Genomic DNA, 21686 nt, shown 5'->3' with positions numbered 1-21686 from the left:
TCATTGCTTGCCCACCAGCACGCGGTCCAGGCCATATACCCGGTCCAGGGCGACCATGGTCAGGGCGGTGACGGCGATCACCAGCGCAGAGACGGCGGCCATCATCGGGTCGATGGATTCGGTGGCATATACGTACATGCGCACTGGCAGTGTCTGGGTGGCGGGCGAGGTGACGAAGATCGACAGGGTCACTTCGTCGAAGCTGTTGATGAACGCCAGCAGCCAGCCGCCAGCCACGCCGGGCAGGATCATCGGCAGGGTGACCTTGCAGAACAGCGTCACCCGGCCAGCCCCCAGGCTTTGCGCGGCCTGTTCGGCGCTGCGGTCGATGCCGATGGCTGCGGCCAGTACCAGGCGCAGCACGTAGGGGGTGATCACCACCACATGGGCGAACACCAGCCAGGCGAAGCTGCCATTGACCCCTAGCAGGGCGAACAGCCGCAGCAGGGCCACACCCAGCACCAGGTGCGGGATGATGATCGGCGACAGCAGCAGGCCGTTGAGGAAACCTTGGCCGGGGAAGCTGTAGCGGGTGATCGCCAGACCCGCCGGTACGGCGATCAGGGTGGCCAGCGAGGCAGCCAGGGCCGCTAGCTTCAGGCTGTTGTAGAACGCATCGAGGAAATCGGCACGCTCGAACACGGCGCTGAACCAGCGCAGCGAGAAGCCGGCGGTGGGCAGGCTCAGGGTGTTTTCCGGGGTGAATGCCACCAGGCACACCACCACCAGCGGGGCGAGCATGAACAGCATCACCAGGGCGTGAAAGGACAGGGCCAGCGGGCCGTTACGGGTCATGGGTTCAGACTCCAAGTGCGCGTTTGTAGCGGCGTTCGACCAGCCGGTTCCAGCTGAGCATCACCAGCAGGTTGATTAGCAGCAGAGCGACGGCGATGGTGGCGCCCATCGGCCAGTTCAGTTCGGCCAGGTACTGGTCGTAGATCATGGTGGCGACCATCTTCAGCCGGCGCCCGCCCAGCAGGCCGGGGATGGCGAACGAACTGGCGGCCAGGCCGAACACGATCAGCGTGCCCGACAGCACGCCGGGCATGATCTGTGGCAGCACGATACGGTGGAACACCGTCCACTGGCTGGCGCCCAGTGACAGCGCGGCCTGCTCGGCGGCCGGGTCGAGCTTCTGCAGCGAGGTCCACACCGGGATGATCATGAACGGGAGCATCACGTGGACCAGGCCAATGATCACCGCAAAGGGCGTATACAGCAGCTTCACCGGCTGCCCGCCGAGAGCAGTGATGCCCTGGTTGACCAAGCCGTCGGCGCCCAGCAGCAGGCTCCAGCCAAAGGCCCTAACCACCACCGAAATCAGCAGCGGCGTCAGTACCAGGATCAGGAAGATCGAGCGCCACGGCGCACCCATGCGGCTGAGCACCAAGGCCTCGGGAATGCCGATCAGCACGCACAGCAGGGTGACCAGGGCGCTGACCCAGAAGGTGCGGAAGAAGATCTCGTAGTAGTAGGTGTCGGTCACCAGGCTCAGGTAATGGTTGAGGGTGTACTGGCCGGCCTGGATGCCGCTGCTGTAGTCGAAAGCGTTGAACGACAGCAGCACGGTCAGCCCCAGTGGTAGCACCAGCAAGGCCAGGAACAGCAGCAGGGCCGGGCTGCTCAGGCCGTAGCCCCAGGCGCTGCTGTGCAGCTTTGCCGTGCTCATGCCGCCACCTCGCCAGCGTTCAGCACGCGCAGCAGGGCATCGTTCCAGTCCAGGCCGACCTGGACGCCTTCATCCAGCGGTGTGCTGCCGTCGTTGGCACGAACCACGGCCAGGTTGCCCAGGGCGGTGTCGACCCTGTACAGCCATTGGCTGCCGAGGAAGTAGCGGCAGCTGATGCGGCCTGCGAGCTTGCCGCTGCCGGCCGGGCCGAGGCTGATCTTCTCCGGGCGCAGGCTGAGGGTCAGAGGGCCCTGGGCATTCGCCTGTGGTTGCCCGCCGGGTCCGGTTACGCCGCGCAGGCGGTTGGCCTTGCCGACAAAGTCGGAAATGAAGGGTGTGCCTGGGTGTTCGTAGAGGCGGTAGGGGTCATCGACCTGGGTGATGCGCCCGGCCTCCATCACCACCACCCGGTCGCTGATCGACAAGGCCTCGGCTTGGTCGTGGGTGACCATCAAGGTAGTAATGCCGACCTCGTTCTGGATGCGGCAGATCTCGAACTGCATTTCTTCACGCAGGTGCGCGTCCAGGTTGGACAGCGGCTCGTCCAGTAGCAGCACCGGTGGTTCGATCACCAGTGCTCGGGCTAGGGCCACCCGCTGGCGCTGGCCGCCGGAAAGCTCGCGCGGGTAGCGCTCGGCGTGCTTGTCCAGGCGCACCAGCGCCAGGGCCTGGTCGACCCGGCGGGCGATGTCGGCGTTGGCCACCTTGCGCATGCGCAGGCCGAAGGCGACGTTGTCGCGCACGGTCATGTGCGGGAACAGCGCGTAGCTCTGGAACACCACGCCCAGGCCTCGGCTGGCCGGCTTGGCGTGGGTGATGTCGCGGCCGTCGAGGACGATGCGGCCGCTGGTGACCTCGACGAAGCCGGCAATCATTTGCAGGGTGGTGGTTTTGCCGCAGCCGGAAGGGCCTAGCAGGGAGACGAACTCGCCTTTTTCGATGGCAAGTGACGAGCTGGCCACTGCCTCCGTGGCGCCATAGCGCTTGCAAAGCTTGTCGATCAACAGAAAGGTCATGGCTGTGCTCCATCGCAAACGGAACCGGGGTCAACCGGCAGTTTCAGGGTGGGCAGAGCGCCAGCGGCGAAAAGCAAAGCTTTACGGACGTGGCGCTCGCTGCTGTGGCGGCGGCCGATGTTGTGATATCGCCCTATGGACCGGAGAGTAGGGCAATGATTAGGATGTCGACAAAGGGTAATTTCACTCAGTGACAGCTATTTTGAAATTATTCCACTGACTGAAATTTGCAGGGGTTTAACGAAAAATGGATTCCAATAAACGAAACGAGCAGGCCAGGGAAGTGGGTGTCAGTGCGGTGTCCCGTTTGTTCGCCGTGTTGCGAGCGCTGGGCGATTGCGGCGGCGAGGGTGAGAAGGTCAGCCAGCTGGCACAGCGGTTGGGCCTGGCGCAACCCACCACCCACCGCCTGTTGCGCAGCCTGATTGAAGAAGGCATGGTCGACCAGTGCGCGACCAGCAAGCGCTACCGCCTGAGCCTGGACTTCTTTGCCCTGGCGGCCAAGGCCGGGCAAGCGGGCAACCTGCGCGATGTGGTGCGCCCTAGCCTGCTGCGGCTGTCGGCCTCGCTGGGTGATTCGCTATTCCTGCTGGCGCGTTCGGGGTTTGATGCGGTGTGCCTGGACCGTAGCGAAGGGCCATACCCGATCCGTACCTTCACTGGCGATATTGGCGGCCGTGTGGCCTTGGGCGTGGGGCAAGGCAGCCTGGCTATCCTGGCTTTCCTGCCAGAGGAGGAGCGTGACGAGGTGATCCGTTACAACCTCCCGCGGCTGAAGGATTTCCACCATTACGACGAAGTCATGCTGCGCGCCGAAATCGACAATGTGCGCAGCCTCGGCTATGCCGGGCGCAACACCGGTGTGCTTGATGGCATGGCCGGCCTGGCGGTGCCGATCCTCGATCGCAACGGCCATGCGGTGGCGGCCCTGAGCGTGGCGACCATCAGCGACCGCCTGGGGCCCAACCGCATGCCGACCGTGGTGGCGCTGCTCAAGCGCGAGGCGGCGGCGATTGGCGAGCGGATCAACCCGTTCGACCCGGTGCTGCGCCGGCCTTCGCATGTGTTTGGTTGAGGGCCATTTTGGTCTGGGCAGTTGTCTCTGCAGGTACGGAGCAGGCCCAGGGCCGGACGCTATCCCTGTGGGAGCGGGCGTGCCCGCGAAGCAGGCAACGCGGTGCACGGCACCGGCTTTGCCGGTGTTCGCCGGGCCCGCTCCCATACAGGCCTACTCCGTCGCCTCGGCCACGCCCTGATCTTCACCCAGGAACCCGCCGCTCTGGTGCTGCCACAACCGCGCATAAGTGCCATTCTTCGCCAGCAGTTGCGCATGGGTGCCTTGCTCGATGATGCGCCCTTCATCCATCACGATCAGCCGGTCCATGGCAGCAATCGTCGACAACCGGTGGGCGATGGCGATGACGGTCTTGCCTTGCATCATTTCATCCAGGCTCTCCTGGATGGCCACTTCCACTTCCGAGTCCAGCGCACTGGTGGCTTCGTCCAGCAGCAGGATCGGCGCGTTCTTCAGCATCACCCGGGCAATCGCGATGCGCTGGCGCTGGCCACCTGACAACTTGATGCCGCGTTCACCCACCAGGGTGTCGTAACCGATGTTGCCCTGGCGGTCGCTGAGCTGGCTGATGAAGCCATCGGCCTGGGCGTTGGCCGCAGCGGCGCGGATCTGCGCCTCGCTCGCATCGGGGCGGCCATAGGCGATGTTGTCGCGAATCGAGCGGTGCAGCAGCGAGGTGTCCTGGGTGACCATGCCGATGGCGCCGCGCAGACTGTCCTGAGTGACCTTGGCCACGTTCTGCCCGTCGATGCGGATTTCACCACGGTCCACGTCGTAGAAGCGCAGCAGCAGGTTGATCAAGGTGGACTTGCCGGCGCCGGAGCGGCCGACCAGGCCGACTTTTTCGCCCGGGCGGATGTGCAGGCTCAGGTCGTTGAGCACCTGGCGCTCGCCGTTGTAGTTGAAGCTGACCTTGTCGAAACTCACCGCGCCCCCCGTGGTTACCAGCTCCACAGCATCCGGCGCATCCTTTACCTTGGGGCCGCGGGTGAGGGTGGCCATGCCGTCCTGCACGGTGCCGATGTTTTCGAACAGTGAGGTGATCTCCCACATGATCCAGTGCGACATGCCGTTGATACGCAAGGCCATGGCGGTGATCGCCGCCACCGCCCCGGTGCCGACCTGGCCTTGGTGCCACAACCACAACGCATAGCCGCCAGCCGCAATGATCAAGCCCACCACCAGCGCCTGGTTGACGATTTCGAACTGGCTGACCAGACGCATCTGGCGAAAACCGGTCTGCTTGAAGTCCTCCATGGCGGCGCGCGCGAAGTGCGCTTCGCGATTGGCGTGCGAGAACAATTTCACCGTGGTGATATTGGTGTAGGCGTCAGAAACCCGCCCGGTCATCGACGATCGGGCATTGGCCTGCTCCTGGCCGACCTTGCCCAGGCGTGGTACGAAATACAGCATGGCCAGGCCGAACAGCACGACCCAGGCAATGAATGGCAGCATCAGTTTCAGGGCAAAGCCACCGGCCAGGGCAATGATCGCGATGAAGTACACGCCGATCCCGGGCAGGATTTCGATGAGGGTGAACAACACATCGCGTACTGCCAGCGCTGTCTGCATCACCTTGGTGGTGACCCGGCCGGAAAACTCGTCAGAGAAGAATGACAAGCTCTGTCGCAGCATCAGCCGGTGAAAGTCCCAGCGCAGCCGCAGCGGCAAGTTGATCGCCAGTACCTGATGTTGAACCATGGTACGCAGCGCTACCAGTCCTATGCTGACCAGCAGGACGATGCCGATGCCCCACAGCACTCGCTTTTCTTCAGGGCCAACGGCGCCGCCGGCTTGCCATGCCGCGAGCAGGTCGACCACCTGACCGAGGAAGGCAAACAGCCAGGCTTCGTAAATCGATACCCCGGCACTGAGCAATGCCAGTGCCAGGATGTAGCCACGGGCGCCGCGGGTACAGGCCCACATGAAGCGCAACAGGCCCACTGGCGGCGGCGGTACCTCGTCGGGTGGGAAGGGGTCGAGCCAGCGCTCAAAGATACGAAGCATGCTTGTCTCCGGAAAATCCGTTTTCGCTTAGCCGGTAACCATAACGCACAGCGAGGCATTCGCCTCTCGACAAGCCGGGCGGGGCCGCAAAGCAGCCCTGGTCAAACCGGCAAACCTTAACTGACTGACACTGGCCCTACGGCTGTCGTTAACAAAACTTTGCAATTTATTACATTTCTACTCGATCTCATTTTGCCTTAGTGCTTTAGAATTGACGTTTTTGGTGGTCATCGATATTTTTGTCGTTTTTTTGACGTATATCATGAGGCGTCAGCGGCAGATGAGCTATCATCGCCTTTCAAACCGTTCAATCTAATTTTGCAGAGCCAGTGTTTTGACGAATGGAATGCCGTTGTTGGCTATTTCTGGCTTAGGCGCCGAAAGCAGTCAGCTTCATGTACAAGGATTGTATTGGTTGGCCTGTGACAGCACAGAAGACGCCACCTTGCTATGCCGCCAAGTGGTCGGGGGGCTGCCCGAGCCCGTTCGGGCAGCTTTGGTCGCCGATGCGCAAGCCATGGGTGACGTGCTGGGTGCGCTCGATGCCGCGCAGGGCCCTGCCGAACTGGCGCTGTACGAAGCCGACCCGCAAGCCGTCCAGCACCTGGTTGATGACCTGCCGCGTATCGACGCCGCCGGGCGTGTGCTGGTGCTGCTGGCACCCGCCGACGTCTGGGGTACCGGCAACGTTGAACGCTGGTGCAATACGCTGCGCCCGGTGTTGTTGGCCGAGGCCGCGCTATTGCTGGTCATCAGTAGCGGCCAGAACGCCGGGCTGGTAGAGCGCCTGCGCGCGTTCAACCAGAGTGTGGATGGGCTGGCCCAGGTGTACCGCGGCAAAGGCGGGGTACGCTACCTGCAGCATTTCTGGAGCAACCCACTCGGCAAAACCGGTACGCGTGACGTGGAGCTGGCGCGGCTTGAAGTGGGCTTTGCCGCTGCCGGGGCGCCGCAGGCACCCACCGACACCGGTGGCGACGAGCTGTTGTGCCTGGCCCAGCGCCCGGTGCTGGAAGGAGCGCCAGCCTTCTCCGAGCACTGGCAGGTCTGCGAGAGCCTCGAGGAACTGGGCGCCAAAGCCAGCCGGGCGGTTTCCGCCACGGTCATCTTTGCCATGGACGGCGGGCAGCGGCTGGATAGCCTGGCGCGCCAGCTGCACCGCTTGCGCCAGTTGCGTGGCAGTGCCCTGAAGCTGGTGGTGCGCGAAATGGCGCCGACCCTGCGCTACCAGGATGAACAGCTGTTGCTGGCCTGCGGGGCCAGCCAGATCGTGCCGTTCGGCGCCAGCCTGTCTCGCTTCCTGACCATGGTCGAGAGCATCCAGGGATACCTCTGGCGCCGGCACCTGCCAAACGATTTCGATGCCTTGCTCGCACGCTTGCGGCCGCTGGCCATCTGCGGGCTGGTGGCGCCGAGCGCGTTCGCCGAAGCCGTGCAGATCATGTGGCACGGGGTACGCAACGGCGAAATCGTCCACCAGTTGCTGGTGTTGCGCCCGGCCCCTGGCCTGACCCCGCTGCAAGCTTGCTCGCGCACCGTGTTTCGCCGCGACGGTGACATCGCCTGCGTGGTGGGCGAAGTGCTGCTCCTGTTCCTGTTCGCCTGCCGCTCCGAAGGCGTCGAACAAGCGCTTGACCACATCTTCCAGTTGTCGTGGAAAGAGCTGTTCATCAGCCAGGAGGTGCTTGCCGGTGTCGATAGCCTGGCCAGCCCGGCCTTCCTCGATGACAGTGTGCCCCGGCCACCCCGGCTCGACGCGGCAGCGCACCTGTCTGCCCAGGCACGGCCGGCCCTGGCGCCGCGCCGGGTTGCCCTGGGCAAGCGGGGTACAGCATGAACTTCGTGCAACTGCTGCAAGTGATCGGCATTACGGCGCTGGTCACCTTGGCGCTGGCCCTGCTGCTGTTGCGCCTTAGCGCCACGCTGCGTGGCTGGTTGCGTCGCCGCCTTCCGCCCCGTTACCTGAAACCGCGGGGTGTACGCCACCGCGCTGCACGCCAGGAACTCCGTAATGACTAATACATCCGCCACGTTCCCGGTACTGGCCCGCTGGCCTGGGCTGGGAGGGTGGAACCTCTATTTCCTGGCCAAGTTCCTGCTGGTCGCCCTTGGCATGCTCGACTTCCAGGCGCTGCCGAACCTGCTGTTCGCCGCGTTTCTGCTGGTGCCGTTGCCGGGCAAGTGGCTGCGTATTGCGCGGCAACTGGCGGCAGTACCGATTGGCATCGCGTTGTTCTACCAGGACACCTGGCTGCCGCCTTTCAGCCGCCTGCTGGCGCAGCCGGGGGTGTTCGATTTTTCGTGGGACTACCTGCTCGAACTGCTCGGCCGTTTCATCAACTGGAACCTGCTGGGTGCGCTGGCGCTGTTGCTGGTGTGCTACTTGTACCTGCGTCATTGGCTGCGGTTGAGTACCCTGAGCCTGCTGGGGCTGGCGTGGCTGGCCGTTGGCGGCCTGCCATCGCTGGGGTTCAACGCGGGCCAGGCACCTGGCGTCGCAGCTGCCAGCCCCGCCGAGCAGGCGCAGGCCACCGCGGTTGCCGACAATGCCACGCTCGACAGCTGGCTTGAGCGGTTCTTCGCCAGTGAGCGTGAACGGGTGACAGCATTCCCGGCCATGAAGGCCGATGAGCAGCCGTTCGACCTGCTGGTAATCAACATCTGTTCGCTGGCCTGGGATGACCTGTCCGCCGTCGGGCTGCGGGACAACCCGCTGTTCTCGCGCCTGGATGTGATCTTCGACCAGTTCAACTCGGCCACATCCTACAGCGGGCCGGCCGCCATCCGCGTGCTGCGTGCCAGCTGCGGGCAGTCATCCCACGCCGGCCTGTACCAGCCCGCCCCCGAGCAGTGCCTGTTGTTCCAGAACCTGGCCAGGCTGGGCTTCCAGAGCAACACCTTGCTCAACCACAGCGGCCGCTTCGACAACTTCATCGGTGATATCACCCAGCAGCACATGCCACAACCTGGCCTGCGCAACACCGACTTCCCGCGGGCACTGGTCGGCTTCGACGGCTCGCCGATCGCCAGCGACCTGGAGGTGTTGCGCCGCTGGTGGGGGCAGCGCCAAGGCGCGTCGGCCGAGCATGTGTCGCTGTTCTACAACAGCATCAGCCTGCATGACGGCAACCGTATCGTCACCGCCGACGGCGGTACCCGTGTGGCCGATTACACCACCCGCGCCACCCGCCTGTTCGGCGAGCTGGGCAGCTTCCTCGATGAATTGGAGCGCAGCGGCCGTCGCGTGGTCGTGGCCTTTGTCCCGGAACATGGCGCCGCGCTGCATGGCGACCGCATGCAGCTGTCGGGCATGCGTGAAATCCCCACACCGTCGATTACCCATGTGCCAGTGGGCCTGAAGTTCATCGGCATGGGCCAGCCTGCCCGCAGCGAGCCGCTGCATGTCTCGGCACCCACCAGCTACCTGGCGCTGTCCGAGCTGATCTCGCGCGTGTATGCGGGCCTGGGCCAGCAGCAGGTGCTGGATGTGCCCAGCCTGTTGAGCGACCTGCCGACCACCGAACCGGTCGCGGAAACCGCAGGTGCGCAGGTACTGAACTACCAGGGGCGCGCCTACATGCGCCTGCAAGGCCAGCCCGACTGGCAGCCTATCCCGAAGGAGCGCCCATGATCACTGGCAAGGCAGACCCTGCCGACCGCAGCGACGATATCGCCCAGTTGCGCCAGCACCTGGACATGCCGGACCTGAACTATCAGGACATCTCTTTGCTGGTGGGTGTCCAGCAGGCCCTGCAGCGCTGGCCGCTGCTGGGTGAAAGCTGCCGGGCCAGCGCCCAGGGCACGTTGTACACGACGGCGCCGCGGCGTGAGGTGCTGTCGCCATGACCAGCCTGGCGTTGCACGGGGTGCGCGGTGGCCTGGGGCGCAGTGCCTTGCTGGCCGCTCTGGGCTATGCGTTGCAGGGGGCAGGGGAGCGGGTCCTGCTGGTCGACCTGTGCCCAAGCAATCTGCTCGGGCTGCACTTCAACCTGCCCCTCGACACGCGCGAAGGATGGGCGCTTGCCGAGTGGGAAGGGCGGCCGTTCAGCGATGCCCTGTACGAGGTGCTCGATGGCCTGAGCCTGATGCCGTTCGGCAATCTGCCTGCCGGCACGCGGCAGCCGTTGCCCGACGCTGAAGCCTGGCGCGCTCGCCAGGCCGAGTTGGCCGAACACTTCGACTGGTTGCTGTTCGACCTGCCGCAACTGCCGGCTGATGTTGCTGGCCAGAGTATCGAGACCGACGTGCGGGTGTTGGTGGCTGAGGCCGAGATGGCCAGCCATCTACTGCTCGGGCGCCGGCCGGTCGAGCAGTACGATCTGCTGCTGGTCAACCGCTACGACCCGGCCAGCCGCTTGCAGAGCGACCTGCTGATGGTGTGGCGCGACCTGTTCCGTGATCGCTTGCCAATCCAGGTGGTGCACCGTGACGAGGCCTTTCTCGAGGCCCTGGCGTGCAAGGCACCGCTTGGCCACTACGCGCCGCAGAGCCTGGCTTGCCGGGACGTGCAGAGCCTGGCGGTGCGCTGCCTGACGAGGCGCCGGTCGTGACCCTGAACCCCTTGTCTGCCTATAGCTGGTTCAGCGCGCGTGGCGCGCGGCAGCCGGTCGCCTGGCTGTTTACCCTTGGCGTGTGGCTGGCCTTCCTGTTCCTGCGCCTGGAGTCGCCCGCCTGGCAGGCTCTGTTGGCCGAGCGTCAGCGCCTGTACCCGCAACTGGCGGGCAAGCGGCCAAGCCTGGGCGACCCGCTACGCCTGCTGATCCAGAGCCTGTGGCTGCTGGTCCGGCGCCAACCGCTGCCACGCGAGCCGGGGGTTGCCCGCCGAGCCTGGGGCGCGGTGCGTACGCAGCTGCGCGGCGTGCTGCAGGTGCTGCGCCACTACCGTGGCCTGCTGATCGCCCGCCTGCAGCAGCTGCCTGCGCGCTACAACGCCAGTGCTTTCAAGCAGGAGGCCTCGGCACGCTTGCGCGGCTTGAGCGTGTTCGCCCGGTGGGCGTTCTACAGCGTACTGACCCTGGGCGCCATCGGCCTGGCCGTGCTGTGCGTGACCGAACCGTTCGGCTACCTGGCGCAGCTGGTGTTCATCTTCCTGCTTCTGGGCATCGCCATGCTGGTGCGGCACATTCCGGGCCGCTTCCCGACCCTGATGCTGATCGTGCTATCGACCCTCATCTCCTGCCGCTACCTGTGGTGGCGCTACACCTCGACCCTGAACTGGAACGACACCACCGGCCTGGTGTGCGGGGTGATCCTGCTGGCGGCAGAAACCTATTCATGGTTCGTGCTCATCCTGGGCTACATCCAGACCAGCTGGCCGTTGCAGCGCAAGCCGGCGAACCTGCCGGCAAATCCGGCGCACTGGCCGACCGTCGACCTGATGATCCCCACCTACAACGAAGACTTGTCGGTGGTGCGCACCACAGTGCTGGCGGCCCTTGGCCTGGACTGGCCGCGCGAGTGCCTGCGCATCTATATCCTCGACGACGGCCGGCGCGACGGGTTCCGTGCGTTCGCCGACGAAGTGGGGGTGGGCTACATCGTGCGGCCGGACAACAAGCACGCCAAGGCCGGCAACCTCAACCATGCGCTGGGCGTGACTGACAGCGAGCTGATCGCCATTTTCGACTGCGACCACGTGCCGGTGCGTTCCTTCCTGCAAATGACCGTGGGCTGGTTCCTCAAGGACCCGAAGCTGGCGCTGGTGCAGACGCCGCACCATTTCTTCTCGCCCGACCCGTTCGAGCGCAACCTGGGCTCCTTCCGCCGTCGCCCCAATGAAGGCGAGCTGTTCTACGGACTGATCCAGGACGGCAACGACATGTGGAACGCGGCGTTCTTCTGCGGCTCGTGTGCCGTGCTGCGACGCACCGCGCTGGAGAGCATCGGCGGCTTTGCCGTCGAAACCGTGACCGAAGATGCCCATACCGCCTTGCGCATGCACCGCCAGGGTTGGTCATCGGCCTACCTGAGCATTCCGCAGGCGGCCGGCCTGGCCACCGAGAGCCTGTCGGCGCACATCGGCCAGCGCATTCGCTGGGCCCGTGGCATGGTGCAGATCTTCCGCACCGACAACCCGCTGTTCGGCCGTGGGCTGAGCCTGTTCCAGCGGGTGTGCTATGCCAACGCGATGCTGCACTTCCTGGCCGGCCTGCCAAGGCTGGTGTTCCTGACCGCGCCCCTGGCGTTCCTGTTGCTGCATGCCTACATCATCTATGCACCGGCGTTGATGATCCTGCTGTACGTGCTGCCGCACATGATCCACGCCAGCCTGACCAACTCGCGCATGCAGGGCAAGTACCGGCAGACCTTCTGGGGGGAGGTGTACGAGACCGTGCTGGCCTGGTATATCGCCCGCCCGACCACGGTCGCGCTGTTCGCGCCGAAGAAGGGCAAGTTCAACGTCACCGCCAAGGGCGGCCTGATGGAGCAGGAACAGTTCGACTGGCGTATCGCCCAACCCTACCTGTGGCTGGCGGCGCTCAACGTCGCCGGCCTGGGCTTTGCCGTGTGGCGCCTGTTCACCGGCCCGGCGGCGGAAATCGGCACGGTGATCGTCAGCTCGCTGTGGGTGATCTACAACCTGCTGATCATCGGCGCCGCCGTTGCCGTTGCCGCCGAAGTGCGCCAGGTGCGCCGTGCCCACCGGGTGCAGATGCGCTTGCCGGCGGGGCTGGTGCTGGCCAGCGGTCACGCCTACCCCTGCACCCTGGTCGACTACTCCGACGGCGGTGTCGGCCTGCAATTGCACCAGGGCCTTGAGTTGAAAGCGGGGGAGCAGGTGCGCCTGCTGCTCAACCGTGGCCAGCGCGAGTTCGCCTTCCAGGCCTGTGTCACCCGTACCGTCGGGCAACACGTGGGCCTGGTGTTCCACGACCTCAGCCAGCAACAGCGTATCGACCTGGTTCATTGCACCTTTGCCCGCGCCGATGCCTGGCTTGGCTGGAACGAGCAGCACGAGGTCGATCGCCCGCTGCGCAGCCTGGTCGACGTGCTGAAGCTGGGCGGTGTCGGTTACCTGCGCCTGGTCGAGCACCTGCCGCCATGGCTGCGGGCGTGGCTGCGCCCACTGCGCACGCTGGCGCACTGGCTGGCCAGCTACAGGCCCCGCACACCGCGGCCTGTCCTTTCCATGAACCCTGTTGATCGAGACGCATGATGACTGGTTATCCCGCGCGTACCTGGGGCCTGGCGATGGCGCTGCTTGCTGCCTTGTCGCAGAGCGCCGCTGCCGCCTCCGTAGCCCCGCTTGCCGAGCCGGCCGTACCCACGGTACCGAACTGGCCGGTTGCGAAAACCTTCGAGCAGCTCGGGCATGCGTCCGACAGCCTGCTGCTGGGGGTACGCAACAGCGAGCATATCGAATTCGGCCTGCGGCGCGATCGCCTGGCCACCGACGCCAGCCTGCAGCTGGACTACACGCCTTCGCCCGCGCTGTTGCCGAACCTGTCGCACCTGCGCGTGTACCTCAATGACGAGTTGATGGGTGTGGTGCCAGTGGAGAAAGACCAGCTTGGCCAGCGTGTGCGCCGCCAGCTGCCACTGGACCCTAAGCTGCTCAGCGACTTCAACCGGGTTCGCCTGGAGTTCGTCGGGCATTACACCGACATCTGCGAAGACCCGGCGCACAGCGGCCTGTGGCTAAACCTGAACCGCAAGAGCCAGGTGCAGCTGCACGAACAGGCCCTGGCCCTGGACAACGACCTGGCGTACTTCCCGCTGCCGTTCTTTGACGTGCGCGACACCGGCAAGGTAACGCTGCCGGTGGTGTTCAGCGGCGTGCCGAGCCTGGGTGAGCAGCGTGCGGCGGCGATCCTGGCGTCCTACTTCGGCAGCCAGGCCGGCTGGCGCAAGGCGAGTTTCCCGGTGCTGTACAACAGCCTGCCGGCCCGTGGCGATAAACCCACGCCGAGCATCGTGTTTGCCAGCAACGACCGTCGCCCGGCCTTCCTCGCCGACCTGCAGCAGTTCCCGCCGGTCGACGGCCCGGTACTGCAAATGATCGACCACCCGGACGACCGCTTCAGCAAAGTGCTGCTGGTGCTGGGACGCAACGACGATGACCTGGTCAAGGCCGCCTCGGCGCTGGCGGTTGGCAATAACCTGTTCCGCGGTGCCCGGGTGAAGGTCGAGCAGATGACGGCACTGCAACCGCGCCAGCCCTACGATGCGCCGAACTGGACACGCACCGATCGCCCGGTACGTTTCGCCGAGCTGCTCGATTACCCCGAGCAGCTGCAGGTCAGCGGCCTGCAACCGCGGCCGGTGACACTGGAATTGAACCTGCCGCCCGACCTGTTCGTCTGGCGCAACCAGGGCATTCCGCTGCGTACGCTGTACCGCTACACGGCCCCGGCAGTGACCGACGAATCGCGCCTGAGCATCAGCGTCAACGACCAGTACATCACCAGCATGCCGCTGGTGGGCAATGACCGGCGCGGCGGCACACTGGAGGAAATGCGCCTGGCGGTGCTGTCCGGTGACAACACCGCATTGACCGAGAAGTCGCTGGTACCGGCGTTGAAGATCGGCGACCGCAACCGCCTGCGCTTCGATTTCAGCTTTGCCAGCACCCTGGGCAGCGCCCAGCGCGACCGCTGCCAGACCTCGTTGCCGGTGGATGTGCGTGCGGCGATCGACGACAACTCGACCATCGACCTGTCCGGTTACCACCACTACATCGCCATGCCCGACCTGCGCGCATTCGCCCGCAGCGGCTTCCCGTTCAGCCGCATGGCCGACCTTTCCGAAACGCTGGTCATCATGCCGGCCAAGCCCACGGCGATGCAGGTGGGCACCTTGCTCGATGCGGTCGGTGGGCTGGCCGGGCAGATCGGCTACCCGTCGCTTGGCCTGCAGCTGGTCGATGACTGGAAGCAGGCTGCAGCGGCCGATGCCGACTTGCTGCTGCTTGGTAGCCTGCCCGAGGCCCTGGGCGATGCGCCCAACCTTGGCCTGCTGCTCAGCGCGCAGCGGGACTGGCTGCTGCAAGGCCGAAGCGCGGGGCTGCCGGGCAGCCAGCGCTTCGATACTGCGCCGGTGGCCGCGAGCAGCCGTGTGGCCGTCAGCGCGCAGGCGCCGATTGCGGCCATCACCGGGCTGAAGTCGCCGTTCCACGAGCAGCGCAGCGTTGTCGCCCTGTTGGCCAACAGCGATAGCGACTACGCGTTGCTGCGCGATGTGCTCGGCGATGTGGGCAAGCTTGATGCGGTGGCCGGTTCGGTGACACTGGTGCGCAGCAGCGGCGTCACCAGCCAGTTCGTTGGCGAGCACTACTTTGTTGGCGCGCTGCCGTGGTGGCTGCTGCTGTGGTTCCACCTGTCCGAGCACCCGGTGCTGCTGGCGGCGATCGCGGCCATTTGCGTGGTGCTGTTCGCCTTCCTGTTGTGGCGGGCACTGCGCTGGGCAGGCAAGCGCCGCCTGGGTGAGGCGGGGTGATGATGCGTCGGTTGCTGGTAGGGCTGGTCACCTTGGGCCTGCCCGTTTTCGTCAACGCCGCGCCGGCCTGCCCATGGCCCGCCTGGGACCGCTTCAAGGCTGAGCTGGTGAGCGTCGACGGTCGGGTCATCGACCCGAGCGACGAGCGCCTGATCACCACCTCGGAAGGGCAGAGCTATGCGCTGTTCTTCGCCTTGGTGGGCAATGACCGGCAAGCCTTCGCGCAGGTGTTGCGCTGGACCAGCAACAACCTGGCGGAGGGCGACCTGGCCCGGCATCTGCCCGCCTGGCTGTGGGGCCGTAATAGTCAGCAGCAGTGGCAGGTGCTGGATGCCAACAACGCCAGCGATGCCGACCTGTGGATTGCCTACAGCCTGCTGGAAGCAGGGCGGCTGTGGGACGAGCCGGCCTACACGCAGCTGGGCCAGCGTTTGCTGTGGCGTATCGCCGCGCAGACCGTGCGCAAGCTGCCGGGCCTCGGGCTGATGCTGCTGCCGGGGGACTACGGCTTCGAGGACGCCCGCGGCGCCCGCTTGAACCCCAGCTATTTGCCGCTGCAATTGTTCGATCGCTTCAACCTGGTTGACCCGTTGTGGGGCGAACTGGCGGCCAACACGCGGCGTTTGTGGCTGGCTTCGTCACCAAAGGGCTTTGCCCCGGACTGGCTGCTGTGGACGCCAGCCGGTGAATTGGCAGCGGACCCGCAACATGGCAGTGAAGGTGACTACGACGCCATTCGCGTCTACCTGTGGGTGGGCATGCTGGCCAAGGACGCGGCGCAGCGTGCCGAGCTGGTGGCCCATTATGCTCCGATGGCGGCATTGACCGCGCGCCAGGGTCTGCCGCCAGAGCATGTGGATGCGCACAGCGGTGTTGCCAGTGGCCATGGCCCGACAGGTTTCTCTGCGGCGTTGCTGCCGTTGCTGGCGGCATCGCCGGAGCACGTCGCAGGCCTGGCGGCCCAGCGTCAGCGCTTGCGCGAGCAGCCAGTCGAAGCCAAGGCCTATTACAGCCAGGTGCTGGCGCTGTTTGGCCAGGGCTGGGACCAAGGCCGTTACCGCTTTGACCCGCATGGCCGCCTGTTGCCTGCCTGGAGCACGCCATGCAGCGAATGATTGGTGTGCTGATGCTAGCAGCGGTGACCTGCCAGGCCACCGCGCAACCCAAAGATGCCGGCGAACAGCGCCAATGGCTGTTGGACCAGGTGCGTCGCGGTGAGGCGCTGCATCGTGACGACCTGGTGCGCGACGCACTGGGGCGGCTGCAATTGCTCGAGCCGCGCAACCCGGACGTGTTGCTGGCAGCCTTGAACCTGGCATTGCGCGAAAAGAACAGCATCGAGGCCGAGCAGTTGAGTGCCCGGATCAGTGCCATTGCGCCCGGCAGCTTGCAGGCACGACAGGCCAGGCGCCTGCTTGAGCTGCAGCAACCGGAGCGCGCGCGGCAATTGCAACAGGCCCGCCTGCTGGCTGTTACCGGGCGCAATGAAGAGGCGCTGGCGGCCTATGAACAGCTGTTCGCTGGCGAGCCGCCAAGCCTTGAATTGGCCCTGGACTACTGGCGCGTGCGCGGCAACCTGCCAGGCCAGCGCCCTGAAGCAATCAGCCAGTTGCAGCAACTGGACCGGCAGTACCCGGGCAGTGCCGGGTTGCGCCAGACCCTGGCCGGCTGGCTGTTCGCCGAAAATCGCGACCGCGAAGCCTTGGCCTTGCTCGATCAGCTGGCGCGCGACCCTGGCGCACGGGATGCCGCAGCCCAGCGTGAGTTCGACTACCTGTCCGGGCAAGCGGTGAGTGCCGCCAGCGCGGCGGCCTGGCAAGCGTTTCTCCAGCGCTACCCGGCCTCACCGTTGCTGGCGCAAGCCAGCGAGACCCTGCAGCAGCAACGCAAGCTGCTGGCCGACCCATCCTGGCAGGCTGGCCAGCGGGGAATGGCATTGCTCGACAAGGGCCGTAACGCTGAAGCCGAGGCGCAGTTGCGCCGGGCGCTGCGCCAGTACCCGGACGATGCCCGCTTGCACGGCTCCTTGGGTTATGCGCTGATGCGGCAAAGCCGCTATGAGGAGGCCAATGCGGCGTTCCGGGCGGCAAGTGCCAAGGAGCAGGACACCTACTGGATCAGCCAGTGGAAGGACCTGGAGTCGTCCAGCCATTATTGGGCCCTGCTCAACAAAGGTGAGCGGGCCCTGCAGGCGAAAGACATGCGCGGTGCGCGCGCCTTCTACCAGCAGGCACGCCAGCAGCGCCCGAAAGAGGAGTATGCCTTGCTGGGCCTGGCGGATGTCTCGCTGGCTGAGGGCGATACAGCGGCCGCCGAGCGGCAATTCCTGCAGGTTCGGCGCATGGCACCGGACAACGAAAGTGCCGTGCGCGGCCTGGTGCGCGTGTACCAGGCGCAATCGCCCGACAAGGCGCGGGCGTACCTGGAGAGCCTGCCGCCTCGGCAGCAAGCGCAGTTCGCCAGCCTGCGCCGCAGCCTGGAACTCGCCCGCCTGCGCCAGCAAGGTGACCAAGCTTTGCAGCGCCAAGACTGGGCGGCGGCCAGCCAGGCGCTGGGCCAGGCCACGGCCTTGGCGCCCGACGAGCCATGGCTGGTCTACCAGCTGGCCAACAGCCTGCGCCATCTGGGGCGTACCGCCGAGGCCGACGCGGCATTCGCCAGGATCGTGCAGCGCCAGCCGGGCGATGCCTCTACCCGCTATGCCCATGGCCTGTTCCTGGAGTCCAGCGACCGCGATGCGCTGGCCCTGGACAGCCTGGGCGCGGTGCCGCAGACGGCCTGGAGCGCTGACATGCATGCACTGGAGCAGCGTCTCCGCCGTCGCATGACCCTGGCCTCGGCGCAGCAACTGCAAGCGCAAGGCCGCACGGCTGAAGCGACCGGCCTGCTCGAGGCCAGCCTGGCGCGTGGTGAAGGCAGCACCGACGACCTGATGCTGTTGGCTGACTGGGCGGCGGCGAACGGTGAGCCTGGCAAAGCGCGCGGCTATTATCAGCGCGTGCTTGCCGTGCAGCCTGGGCAACCCCAGGCGCGCCTTGGCGTGATAGAAAGCGCGGTGGCCGAAGGCAACCTGGCACAGGCCCGGCACATGCTGGCTGTACAGGTGCCACAACTGGCTGCTGATGACAGCAGCGCCCAGCGGCGCCTGGCAGCTGTCTGGGTCGCCTTGGGCGAACACGACCAGGCGGCCAGAATGCTCGACCAGATCGCGGCGCAGCAGCCTCGCCCCGACCCCTTGTTGCGGCGTGACGCTGCCCGCCTGGTGGCGCAGGATGATCCGCAACGGGCGCTGGACCTTTATGCCGCAGCAATGGCAGATGCGCAGTTGCTCGAGCGTGCCGCCGTGTCGCCACGGGATGACCGTGCACTGACGCTGGCCAGCCGTGAGCAGGATGACGACGACTGGCTGGCACGCAGCCTGCGCAGCGACGTCGATGCACTGTATCGCCAGCGCAATACCCATGTGACGTTGATGCACGACTACGGTTGGCGCGAGGACGACGGTACGCCAGGCACGTCCGAACTGAGTACCCAGTCGACCTTGCTGCATGTCGATACACCCTGGCAGGACGGCACCGCCTTTGCGCGGGTGGAGCGCATCGGCATGGATGCGGGGTCATTCGAGCAGAACGATCAAAGGCGCTATACCCCGGACTTCGGTAGTTGCCAGTTTGTGGGCCGCACCGCTGACGGGAAGTCGCTCCCCGCATGCGAGGGCGGTTCGCAAACGGCGGACGGTAGCGTGCTGGCGCTGGGTTGGCAGGGCAGCCGCTGGGCCTTCGACCTGGGTACCACCCAGGGTTACGCCATCAACAACTGGTTGGGTGGCGCCACGGTCAACGGTGACCTCGGTCAGGTCGGCTGGTCGCTGACCGCTTCGCGGCGGCCTATGAGCAACTCGCTGTTATCCTTTGCGGGGGCACGTGACCGCCCGACGGGCGTGCGCTGGGGCGGGGTCACGGCCAATGGCGCCACGCTCGGCCTGAGCTGGGACCAGGGCGGTGATAACGGGGTCTGGGCCAGCCTGGGGCATCACTGGCTGTACGGTGAGAATGTGGCCGACAACCAGCGCACCCGGGCCATGGCCGGCTATTACCACCGCGTGGTGGAAAGAGCCGACGAGCGTGTGCGCGTGGGCCTGACGCTGATGCACTGGCGTCACGACAAGGACCTGGGTGGCTACAGCCTGGGGCAGGGCGGCTACTACAGCCCGCAGCGCTACACATCGATTGGCGTGCCGGTCAGTTATGCCTGGCGCAACTACGACTGGTCGGTGCTGCTGGAAGGCTCCGTCAGCTGGTCCCAGGCCCACAGCGGTCGCAGCCGCCTGTACCCGGACGCGCACGTCAACCGCAAGGTGCTGGCGCAGTATGACGTTGACTCCAACATCGACGCCATGAACGACGCCAGCGACAGCAGCGGGCTTGGCTACCGCCTGCGCGGGCTGTTCGAGCGGCGCCTGAGCGACCATTGGGTGTTGGGCGCCGGCTTCGACTGGCAGCACAGTGATGACTATGCGCCTAGCCATGGCATGCTCTACCTGCGCTACCTGTTCGAGCCGTGGCGGGGCAACCTGGCGCTGCCGGTGACACCGCTGGAACCCTACAGCGAGTGGCGTTGACGAAGATGTGTCACCTGTAGGAGCGGGGGCCCTGTGGGAGCGGTTAAAGCCGCTCCCGCAGGGTACGCGTATCGCTTGCGAATTCAGTTCTCTACGCGACAGCGCAGCCCCAACGGGTTTGCTATCCCGGTGTTGACACCGGGTACGCCGCCGCCCCATTATCCAGCCATATCCACGCAACGGGCTTCCCTGCATGTCCATCTCCAACCACGCCACTTCCGCTTCGGGCTTCATCGCCCAGGTAGGCGCGTGCGTTGCCGTTGCCAAGAAATCCAAGAAACAGCCGCTCATCTGACCGAGGCGCGCTGTCTCGTCAGGTGGGCTGACGAGACAGAAGGCGCCAGGTATCCCTGCCAGACCACTTCGACTCTTCGCCCCGCTGACGCTGACTTTCGGTCAACATCAGGAGTTTTTGCATGTCGAATTTCCGTGGTATCTGGATCGCCCTCGTCACGCCATTGCGCGCCAATGAAATCGACTTTACTGGCCTGGAAAAACTGGTGAAGAAGCTGCTCGAAGACGGGGTCGCCGGTTTTGTGGTCTGTGGTACCACGGGCGAAGCGGCGGCGCTGTCCAAGGCCGAGCAACTGGCCGTGCTGGACGCTGTGCTGGCCTGGGTGGAGCCGGGCAGGGTGGTGATGGGCCTGTCGGGTTACAACCTGCGCGAACTGTTGGCCTTCCAGGCCGAAATCCAGCAGCGTGACATTGGCGGGCTTCTGGTCCCTGCACCGTGCTACATCCGGCCTTCGCAGGCCGGCATCGAGGCGTTCTTCAGCACCGTGGCGGAGGCCGCCAGCGTGCCGGTGATCGTCTACGACATTCCCTACCGTACCGGGGTACGCATCGAGCGTGAAACCCTGCGCCGCATCGTGCGCCACCCGCGCATTGCAGCGGTGAAGGACTGCAGCGGTGATAGCGAGACCACCATGGCCCTGATCCAGGACGGCCACGCCCAGGTGCTGGCCGGTGAGGACGTTCAGATCTTCAACAACCTGTGCCTGGGCGGTGCGGGGGCCATTTCGGCTTCGGCGCATGTGCGGGCTGACCTGTACGTGCGCATGTTGCAGCAGGTCGACCATGGCGACTGGCTAGCCGCGCGAGGGACGTTCTACCAGTTGCTGCCGTGGATGAAAATGGCCTTTGCCGAGCCTAACCCGGCCGTGATAAAGGCGGCATTGCAGATGCAAGAGCTGATTGTTGACGAGCTGCGCGAGCCCATGCAGGCCTGCACGGAAACCACCCGGGGCAAGCTGCAAGGCGTGCTGGACTCACTCGGCGCCTGAGGCGGCTGCAGCACGTGGCCGCAAGGGCATTTCCATCGGCTGGTAGGTCAGTCCGGCGAACTCGCCCACTTCACCTGCCAGGTTGAAACCGTAGCGCTGGTAGGCCGGCACCGAAGACAACGATGCCCTGACGGTGACGACTTCAGCCCTGGCATGCTCAAGCGCGGCGCTCATGAGGCGCGCGCCGATGCCTTGACGTTGGCACCTTGGTGCAATGAACAGCATCGCCACGTGGCGGCCTTCCTTGAGTTCGATCAACCCCGTGATGACACCGTCCACGACGCACACCAGTATCAGGTTGTCGCCCTGCATGCGCTCGGCAAACGCCAGGGGCGCGGCCACCTTGGTGAAGGTTTCGATGCCTTGTGCCGACAGCGAGGGCGCGACCGCTTGCATGAAGGCATCCAGGCACACGGTGCTGGCATGGGTGAGGTCGTCAGGGGTGAGCTTGCGTATGTGCATGGCAGTCGTCCGTGTCTGGTATTGTCCTGTTGCCAACTTTAACCTGTTGCTGGATCAAGGAGCGAGCCAGGATGACTTCACCGCGCGCTGGAGCGTCCAAGGTTGACTACGCGCCTGG

General features: G+C 65.5%; 16 protein-coding genes. 11 read left to right on the top strand and 5 right to left on the bottom strand.

Features of this window, described 5'->3' with window-relative positions:
* The 3 genes from A4C63_RS16555 to A4C63_RS16545 are packed head-to-tail and all read right to left on the bottom strand — an operon-like array spanning position 1 to position 2685.
* Positions 1–795: an ABC transporter permease gene (locus A4C63_RS16555; protein WP_025339622.1), complete on the bottom strand. Its 795-nt coding sequence runs from the start codon at positions 793–795 to the stop codon at positions 1–3.
* Between the two features lie 4 nt (positions 796–799).
* Entirely contained in the window at positions 800–1669 is an 870-nt protein-coding gene (locus A4C63_RS16550; RefSeq protein WP_063913618.1) for an ABC transporter permease, read from the bottom strand.
* Positions 1666–2685 carry an ABC transporter ATP-binding protein gene (locus A4C63_RS16545; RefSeq protein WP_063913617.1) on the bottom strand — a complete coding sequence of 340 codons (1020 nt, stop codon included), beginning with the start codon at positions 2683–2685 and terminating at the stop codon, positions 1666–1668. The genes A4C63_RS16550 and A4C63_RS16545 overlap by 4 nt, the downstream gene beginning before the upstream one ends.
* 247 nt (positions 2686–2932) lie before the next feature.
* On the opposite strand from A4C63_RS16545, the gene A4C63_RS16540 reads away from it, so the two are divergent.
* Entirely contained in the window at positions 2933–3760 is an 828-nt protein-coding gene (locus A4C63_RS16540; RefSeq protein WP_063913616.1) for an IclR family transcriptional regulator, read from the top strand.
* A 153-nt stretch (positions 3761–3913) separates the two neighbouring features.
* On the opposite strand, the gene A4C63_RS16535 is transcribed toward A4C63_RS16540, so the two are convergent.
* Complete coding sequence (locus A4C63_RS16535) at positions 3914–5767, bottom strand: ABC transporter ATP-binding protein (RefSeq protein ID WP_063913615.1); 1854 nt, start codon at positions 5765–5767, stop codon at positions 3914–3916.
* Positions 5768–6113: 346 nt separating this feature from the next.
* Here A4C63_RS16535 and A4C63_RS16530 point away from each other — a divergent pair, with 346 nt between their 5' ends.
* The 10 genes from A4C63_RS16530 to dapA all read left to right on the top strand — a co-directional run bounded on the left by A4C63_RS16530 (position 6114) and on the right by dapA (position 21106).
* Positions 6114–7604 (top strand): BcsE family c-di-GMP-binding protein, encoded by a 1491-nt coding sequence (locus A4C63_RS16530; protein WP_063913614.1) that lies wholly within the window; start codon positions 6114–6116, stop codon positions 7602–7604.
* Positions 7601–7786 carry a cellulose biosynthesis protein BcsF gene (gene bcsF, locus A4C63_RS16525; RefSeq protein WP_063913613.1) on the top strand — a complete coding sequence of 62 codons (186 nt, stop codon included), beginning with the start codon at positions 7601–7603 and terminating at the stop codon, positions 7784–7786. The genes A4C63_RS16530 and bcsF overlap by 4 nt, the downstream gene beginning before the upstream one ends.
* Positions 7779–9398: a cellulose biosynthesis protein BcsG gene (gene bcsG / locus A4C63_RS16520; RefSeq protein WP_063913612.1), complete on the top strand. Its 1620-nt coding sequence runs from the start codon at positions 7779–7781 to the stop codon at positions 9396–9398. The genes bcsF and bcsG overlap by 8 nt, the downstream gene beginning before the upstream one ends.
* Positions 9395–9613: a cellulose biosynthesis protein BcsR gene (gene bcsR, locus A4C63_RS16515; RefSeq protein WP_063913611.1), complete on the top strand. Its 219-nt coding sequence runs from the start codon at positions 9395–9397 to the stop codon at positions 9611–9613. Before bcsG ends, bcsR begins: the two co-directional genes overlap by 4 nt.
* Positions 9610–10317: a cellulose biosynthesis protein BcsQ gene (gene bcsQ / locus A4C63_RS16510; RefSeq protein WP_063913610.1), complete on the top strand. Its 708-nt coding sequence runs from the start codon at positions 9610–9612 to the stop codon at positions 10315–10317. The genes bcsR and bcsQ overlap by 4 nt, the downstream gene beginning before the upstream one ends.
* Entirely contained in the window at positions 10314–12923 is a 2610-nt protein-coding gene (gene bcsA / locus A4C63_RS16505) for a UDP-forming cellulose synthase catalytic subunit (protein ID WP_063913609.1), read from the top strand. Before bcsQ ends, bcsA begins: the two co-directional genes overlap by 4 nt.
* Entirely contained in the window at positions 12923–15202 is a 2280-nt protein-coding gene (bcsB, locus tag A4C63_RS16500) for a cellulose biosynthesis cyclic di-GMP-binding regulatory protein BcsB (protein ID WP_063913608.1), read from the top strand. The genes bcsA and bcsB overlap by 1 nt, the downstream gene beginning before the upstream one ends.
* Positions 15202–16317 carry a cellulose synthase complex periplasmic endoglucanase BcsZ gene (bcsZ, locus tag A4C63_RS16495; protein WP_063913607.1) on the top strand — a complete coding sequence of 372 codons (1116 nt, stop codon included), beginning with the start codon at positions 15202–15204 and terminating at the stop codon, positions 16315–16317. Before bcsB ends, bcsZ begins: the two co-directional genes overlap by 1 nt.
* Entirely contained in the window at positions 16305–19823 is a 3519-nt protein-coding gene (gene bcsC / locus A4C63_RS16490) for a cellulose synthase complex outer membrane protein BcsC (RefSeq protein WP_063913606.1), read from the top strand. The genes bcsZ and bcsC overlap by 13 nt, the downstream gene beginning before the upstream one ends.
* Positions 19824–20239: 416 nt before the next feature.
* Complete coding sequence (gene dapA / locus A4C63_RS16485; RefSeq protein WP_063913605.1) at positions 20240–21106, top strand: 4-hydroxy-tetrahydrodipicolinate synthase; 867 nt, start codon at positions 20240–20242, stop codon at positions 21104–21106.
* Here dapA and A4C63_RS16480 read toward each other — a convergent pair.
* Entirely contained in the window at positions 21092–21568 is a 477-nt protein-coding gene (locus A4C63_RS16480; RefSeq protein WP_063913604.1) for a GNAT family N-acetyltransferase, read from the bottom strand. The two genes, dapA and A4C63_RS16480, sit on opposite strands and share 15 nt — an antisense overlap.
* Positions 21569–21686 lie beyond the last annotated feature (118 nt).

It is taken from the genome of Pseudomonas sp. p21, assembly GCF_001642705.1.
Classification (GTDB): Bacteria; Pseudomonadota; Gammaproteobacteria; order Pseudomonadales; family Pseudomonadaceae; genus Aquipseudomonas.
The sequence above is the reverse complement of the archived record's forward strand: the minus strand, read 5'-3'. Positions and strand labels throughout refer to the sequence as shown.

Coding starts and splice junctions, on each gene's coding strand:
- bcsC (WP_063913606.1), top strand. CDS start 16,305: ATGCAGCGAATGATTGGTGTGCTGATGCTAGCAGCGGTGACCTGCCAG.
- bcsQ (WP_063913610.1), top strand. CDS start 9,610: ATGACCAGCCTGGCGTTGCACGGGGTGCGCGGTGGCCTGGGGCGCAGT.
- A4C63_RS16535 (WP_063913615.1), bottom strand. CDS start 5,767: ATGCTTCGTATCTTTGAGCGCTGGCTCGACCCCTTCCCACCCGACGAG.
- A4C63_RS16550 (WP_063913618.1), bottom strand. CDS start 1,669: ATGAGCACGGCAAAGCTGCACAGCAGCGCCTGGGGCTACGGCCTGAGC.
- bcsZ (WP_063913607.1), top strand. CDS start 15,202: ATGATGCGTCGGTTGCTGGTAGGGCTGGTCACCTTGGGCCTGCCCGTT.
- bcsF (WP_063913613.1), top strand. CDS start 7,601: ATGAACTTCGTGCAACTGCTGCAAGTGATCGGCATTACGGCGCTGGTC.
- bcsG (WP_063913612.1), top strand. CDS start 7,779: ATGACTAATACATCCGCCACGTTCCCGGTACTGGCCCGCTGGCCTGGG.
- bcsB (WP_063913608.1), top strand. CDS start 12,923: ATGACTGGTTATCCCGCGCGTACCTGGGGCCTGGCGATGGCGCTGCTT.
- A4C63_RS16480 (WP_063913604.1), bottom strand. CDS start 21,568: ATGCACATACGCAAGCTCACCCCTGACGACCTCACCCATGCCAGCACC.
- A4C63_RS16540 (WP_063913616.1), top strand. CDS start 2,933: ATGGATTCCAATAAACGAAACGAGCAGGCCAGGGAAGTGGGTGTCAGT.
- A4C63_RS16545 (WP_063913617.1), bottom strand. CDS start 2,685: ATGACCTTTCTGTTGATCGACAAGCTTTGCAAGCGCTATGGCGCCACG.
- A4C63_RS16555 (WP_025339622.1), bottom strand. CDS start 795: ATGACCCGTAACGGCCCGCTGGCCCTGTCCTTTCACGCCCTGGTGATG.
- bcsR (WP_063913611.1), top strand. CDS start 9,395: ATGATCACTGGCAAGGCAGACCCTGCCGACCGCAGCGACGATATCGCC.
- A4C63_RS16530 (WP_063913614.1), top strand. CDS start 6,114: ATGCCGTTGTTGGCTATTTCTGGCTTAGGCGCCGAAAGCAGTCAGCTT.
- dapA (WP_063913605.1), top strand. CDS start 20,240: ATGTCGAATTTCCGTGGTATCTGGATCGCCCTCGTCACGCCATTGCGC.